The organism is Allokutzneria oryzae, from assembly GCF_042429765.1.
Taxonomy (GTDB): domain Bacteria; phylum Actinomycetota; class Actinomycetes; order Mycobacteriales; family Pseudonocardiaceae; genus Allokutzneria; species Allokutzneria oryzae.
The window spans coordinates 64,372-69,862 of sequence record NZ_JBHLZU010000006.1 but is presented as its reverse complement, the minus strand read 5'-3'; the positions used below and the strand labels follow the sequence as shown (position 1 = coordinate 69,862).

The window sequence follows — 5,491 nt, the reverse complement described above, 5'->3', positions numbered from 1 at the left end:
CCCCCGGCGCCCCACCCGCGCGCCCCTCTTTTCGCGTTTTGTCACCTTGATGCGATTTGGGAGCGCTCTTTTGCGCAATTAGGTGACAAAACGCGAAAACCCCGCCCACGTCAGGCCACGTCAGCCCACGTCAGGCAACGCCAGGCCGGTGACTCCGTGGGCATGCCGCCGCGCGGCGTCGGGGTGCGGTCGGATCAGTCGTCGTGGCGGACTCGGCCCCGGCCGCTCTTGATGTCGGAGCGGCGGTGCTTCCCGGCGAGCCTGCGCTCCCGCGCCCCTCGGCTGGGCTTGGTCGCGCGGCGGGGCGGCGGCGGTGGGGCGATCGCCTCGCGCAGCAGCGCCACCAGCCGCTCGCGCGCCGCCTGGCGGTTCTGCAGCTGGCTGCGCTGCTCGGACGCGGCGATCGTGAGCACGCCGTCGACCAGCCGCCCGCCGAGCCGGTCGAGCGCGCGCTCGCGCTGCCGTTCGGAGGTGAACGCGCAGGAGCGGGCCACGTCGAAGGACAGCTCCACGCGGCTGTCGGTGGTGTTGACCGACTGGCCGCCGGGGCCGGACGAACGGGAGAACCGTTCAGCCAGCTCGACGCCGGGGATCACCAGCGTCGACGTGACGGTCAGGTCGGTTGCCATGCCTCAAGGATGCCCCACGCCGCCGGGTGGCACACCCGCTTATCGGACCCCTCCGTGCTTTCAGTGCCAAGTGAAATTGATCTCAGCGGGGGCCGACGAGGTGCTGCACCGGGGCGGGCTCCCTCGCCATCGGCACGTGGTAGCGCTGGGCGAGGTAGTCCGAGAGCTCCCGGAACAGCCGCGCCGCCGCGTCCGTCTCCGGTGCGTCGATCATCGCGGCCACCACGAAGCGCGGGGACTCCGCGGGGAACATCCCGGCGAAGCAGTTCCACACCCGCTGCCCGTCCGGCTGCCGCGCGGAGCCGGACTTGCCCGCGACCTGGTAGCCCGGCAGCGCCGCGGCGGGCGAGGTCCCCTTCTGCCCCGGCGCGTCCTGCACCACCGCCCGCAGCAGGCCGCGCACCGTGGCCGCCGTCTGCGGGCTGACCACCCGGACGCCAGCGGGTCTCGGCAGCTCCACGCGCGGCGAGTGCGGCAAGGTCTCCGCCCGCACCAGCCGGGGCGGGACGCGCATCCCGTCGTTGGCGATGGCCTGGTACATCCCGGCGAGCTGCGGCAGCGTCACCGCCACGTCCCGCCCCACCGGCAGCCGCGCGAAGGTCGACGCCGACCAGTGCTCCGGCGGCGGCAGCTCACCCGCGCTCTCGCCGGGCAGCCCGAGCTCGGTGCGCTCGCCGATGCCGAACCTGCGGACCAGGTTGGCGAAGCGGTCCTCGCCGACCCGGCGCGCGACCTGCACCGTGCCGACGTCGGAGGAACGCCCCAGCACCCCGGCGAGGGTGAACTCCTGAGCCCCGTGCGGCCAGTGGTCGCGCACGTCCACGTCGTCGACCCGCAGCCGGTCCGGGATCGTCAGCGTCTCGTCCCGCCCGACGACCCCGTCCTCGACCGCGCCGGCCGCGGTGATCAGCGCGGCCGCCCCGCCCGGCTCGAACGGCGCGGACACGGCGGTGTTGGCCCGTTGCTCGTCGCTGAGGCGGGCGGCCTTGGTGGGGTCGAAGGTCCGGTCGGTGGCGAGCGCGAGCACCTCGGCGGTCCGCGCGTCCAGCACGATCACGCCGGCGTCCCGCGCGCCGAGCCGCCTGGAGTGCTCGGTGACCAGCTGCTGCGCGACGAACTGGGCGTCGATGTCCAGCGTCAGCTCCAGGTTCGCCCCGGGCGTCGCGGGTTCGAGGTCGCGCTCGGTTCCGGGGATCACCACGTCGTCGCGGCCCTGCTCGGTGTCCACGATCCGGCGCCCCGCGCGCCCGGAGAGCACCTGGTCGCGCGAGCTCTCCAGTCCGCTGATCCCCCTGGTGCCACCCGGTTTCTGGTCCTTGCGCCAGGTCGTCGCGCCGATGACGTTCGCCGCGAGCGAGCCGTTCGGGTAGACCCGAACCGCCCGGTACTCCGAGCCGATGCCTGGGTAGGTGCTGGTGATCTCCCACGCGGTGGCCGGGCCCACGTTCTCGGCCAGCTCCTCGCGCTGCGCGTCCCCGCGCAGCTTCGCCAGCATCCGGTCCCGGTCGGCGCCCTCGCCAACCGCGCGCGCGATCGTGTCGGCGATCTGGGCGGTGTGGGTCTCGAAGTCCGGCGTGCGGTCGGGCCGCCGGTCCCTGGCCTTCTGCCAGTTCGCCCGCACCAGCCTCGGCACGACGTAGAGCACCCGCGAGTCCACGCTGAACGCCAGCGGCCGCCCGGACCGGTCCACGATGGACCCCCGCTGCGCCGGGATGTCCAGGGGCGTCGCGCGTTGCCGCTCCGCCTTGGCCGAGAGCGCCTGGGCCTGGAAGACCTGGACGTGGACCAGCTTCACGCCCGCGACCAGCAGCATCGCCACGAGGAACAGGCAGCCGAGCACCATTCGTGGCCGGTGCGCCCGCGTACCCCTCACCGGGTGATGGCTTGAGTCGGCGATACGGGTGAGCTGAAACCGGGGGAGGTCACTCGCACAAGATCCACGGTACCGATCAGGCGGCTTCTCATTGGGGTGATTCGCGGATGAAAACCATGGGATAACTAGACTTCCCGCCCGGTTGACAGGGGGATGCATGGATCTGCTTGCCGAGGTCTTCGTCGGCGTCGCGGTGTTCGTCATGGTGCTGCTGTTCGCGGGGGCGGTGCGCAGGCTGCTCGGCACCGCGTTCGGCCGGGTGCGCACGCTGGCCGCCGGTCTGCTGGCCTACGTGGTCGCCTCACCGCTGGCGCAGGCCATGGCGGGAGCGGTCGGTCCTGGCGACAACCAGGTCAACTTCGTGTGGTTCGTGGTCCTGGCCATCGGCTGCGCCGTGCTCGCGGGCATGGTGTTCCTGGCGCTGGCGGAGGCGCTGGTCCCGACCGGCTCGCTGCCGACACCGCTGGAGTGGCTGCGCGGGCTCGGCGGGCGCCTGCGCCGGGCGCGCAGGTACTCCCAGATCACCCGGATCGCGATCCGGCACGGCCTCGGCCCCTACCTGCGGGGCCGGGACCGCGCCGACCGCACCGGGACGAGCCTGGCGCGGTCGCTGCGCGAGGCGATGGAGGACGGCGGGGTCACCTTCGTCAAGCTCGGCCAGATCCTGTCCACCCGCCGCGACCTGCTGCCGGAGGAGTTCGTCACGGAGCTGAGCCGCCTGCGCGACAAGGTCCCCGCCGCGCAGTGGGCCGAGGTCGACGCGGTGCTCACCGCGGAGCTGGGCGCGCCGGTCGATGAGGTCTTCGCCTCCTTCGACCGCACCCCGCTGGCGGCCGCCTCGATCGCCCAGGTGCACGTGGCCCGGCTGCGCTCCGGCGAGGAGGTCGTGGTCAAGGTGCAGCGGCCGGGCATCCGGGCGGAGGTCGAACGCGACGTCGACATCGTCAACCGGCTCGCGGTGACCCTGGAGCAGCGCACCAGGTGGGGCCGCTCGCTCGGCCTGCGCGAGCTGGCGGCGGGCTTCGCCGACGCGGTCCGCGAGGAGCTGGACTTCCGCGTCGAGGCCGCGAACATGGCGGCTGTCGCGGCGGGCTCCGGCGGCGGGGCGGTCACCTACCCGGCCCCGCACGAGCCGTTGTGCGGCGAGCGGGTCCTGGTGATGCGGCGGCTGGACGGCGTGCCGCTCGGCTCGGCGGCGGCGGAGATCACCGCCCGCGGCCTGGACCCGCGCGAGCTGGGCAGGACCCTGCTGGACTGCCTGCTCCGGCAGATCATGATCGACGGCGTCTTCCACGCCGACCCGCACCCCGGCAACGTGCTGCTGCTCGCCGACGGCAGGCTGGGACTGCTCGACTTCGGCTCGGTCGGCCGCCTGGACACCGCACTGCGGGCGGCACTGCAGCGGCTGCTGCTGGCGATGGACCGGGGCGACCCGCTCGCGGCGGGCGACGCCCTGCTGGAGATCGCCCCGCGCCCGGACGAGATCGACGAGCAGCGGCTCGAACGCGCGCTCGGCCAGTTCATGGCCCGCCACCTCGGCGGCGGGTCGGTGCACAGCGTCCGGATGTTCACCGACCTGTTCCGGATCGTCACCGACCACCGGCTGTCGATCCCGCCGGAGGTGGCCGCGGTCTTCCGCGCACTGGCCACTGTGGAGGGTGCGCTCGCCCAGCTCGCACCGGGGTTCGACCTGGTGGCTGAGGCTCGGACCTTCGCGCGCGGCTACGTGGGCGAACGGCTGGAGGCCACATCGCTGAAGGAGACGGTGACCCAGGAGGTCGCTGCGGTGCTGCCGATGCTGCGCCGCCTGCCCCGCCGCGTGGAGCGCATCGCGGGAGCGGTGGAGAACGGCCGCCTCACCGTGAACGTCCGCCTCTTCGCTGACGAACGCGACCGCTCCCACGTGACGGCCCTGCTGCACCAGGTCCTCTTCACGGTGCTCGGCGCGACCTCGGGGGTCATGGCGGTGCTCCTCCTGGGCACACCGGGCGGCCCCATGGTCACCACCTCGGTCAGCCTCTACGCGCTCTTCGGCTACAACCTCCTCCTGATCAGCGTCGTGCTGGTCCTGCGGGTCCTGGTTCTGATGTTCCGCCGCTGACCCCTCCCGCCGCCCGCTCGCCGAAGCGGTTTCGGCGGCGGGCGACGGGGAATGCGAGAACAGTGGTCACACACCGAGGCGCGCGAGAGCAGGTGCCCGACACCACGGACCTCGCCGAGCTGAGAGCCGCGGCCGCGGCCTGCGTCGGCTGCGAGCTGTACCGCGACGCGACCCAGACGGTGTTCGGTGACGGACCCGCCGACGCCGACGCGGTCCTCGTCGGCGAGCAGCCAGGGGACCAGGAGGACCGTTCTGGCGAACCGTTCGTGGGACCGGCGGGCCGCCTACTCGACCGTGCGCTCGAAGACGCGGGGATCGAGCGCGAACGCGTCTACGTCACCAACGCGGTGAAGCACTTCAAGTACGACCTCCGGGGCAAGCGCCGCATCCACAAGAAGCCATCCCGCTCCGAGATCCTCGCGTGCCGTCCGTGGCTGGCCGCTGAGATCGCCGCGGTGGAGCCCGCGCTCGTGGTGTGCCTCGGCGCGACTGCCGCGCAGTCCGTGCTCGGATCCGACTTCAGGCTCTCCCAGCACCGAGGCGAAGTCCTTGAGGCGCAAGACTTCCCGGCCCGGGTCACCGCCACCTGGCATCCGTCAGCCGTGCTGCGCGCTCCCGACCGGGACGCCGCCTACGCCGCGCTCGTCGTCGATCTCCGCGTGGCCGCGGCACAGCTCCGGCAAGCCGACTAGCGCCCGTCCCGCAAGCCGTCCCGATGCCCCGAGGCGGCGCCCCCGTGCCCTGTGCCCCCGTGCCCTGTGCCCCCGTTCGCGCGTGCCCCCGTGCCCCCGTGGACTGGCTGGCTGGCTGGCTGGCTGGCGTGGTCGGTGTTTTCGCGTTTTTCCACCTTAATGCGCGAAAGAGCGCTCCCAAATCGCATCAAGGTGA

The 5,491-nt window shown here is 73.0% G+C and carries 4 protein-coding genes; 2 read left to right on the top strand and 2 right to left on the bottom strand.

The genetic code is table 11. The annotated features are described in order from the left end of the window. Window positions 1–194: 194 nt before the first annotated feature. Together arfB and ACFFQA_RS07170 are read right to left on the bottom strand one after the other, a co-directional pair. Window positions 195–629 carry an alternative ribosome rescue aminoacyl-tRNA hydrolase ArfB gene (gene arfB, locus ACFFQA_RS07175; protein WP_377850870.1) on the bottom strand — a complete coding sequence of 145 codons (435 nt, stop codon included), beginning with the start codon at window positions 627–629 and terminating at the stop codon, window positions 195–197. Between the two features lie 82 nt (window positions 630–711). After that, the gene (locus ACFFQA_RS07170; protein ID WP_377850869.1) at window positions 712–2,502 is read right to left on the bottom strand and encodes a peptidoglycan D,D-transpeptidase FtsI family protein; all 1,791 of its coding nucleotides are present in this window, start codon (window positions 2,500–2,502) and stop codon (window positions 712–714) included. 157 nt (window positions 2,503–2,659) lie between these two features. Here ACFFQA_RS07170 and ACFFQA_RS07165 point away from each other — a divergent pair, with 157 nt between their 5' ends. Next, the gene (locus ACFFQA_RS07165) at window positions 2,660–4,603 is read left to right on the top strand and encodes an ABC1 kinase family protein (RefSeq protein ID WP_377850868.1); all 1,944 of its coding nucleotides are present in this window, start codon (window positions 2,660–2,662) and stop codon (window positions 4,601–4,603) included. A 62-nt stretch (window positions 4,604–4,665) separates the two neighbouring features. Then, window positions 4,666–5,295 carry a UdgX family uracil-DNA binding protein gene (locus ACFFQA_RS07160; RefSeq protein WP_377850867.1) on the top strand — a complete coding sequence of 210 codons (630 nt, stop codon included), beginning with the start codon at window positions 4,666–4,668 and terminating at the stop codon, window positions 5,293–5,295. The last annotated feature ends 196 nt before the right edge of the window (window positions 5,296–5,491 follow it).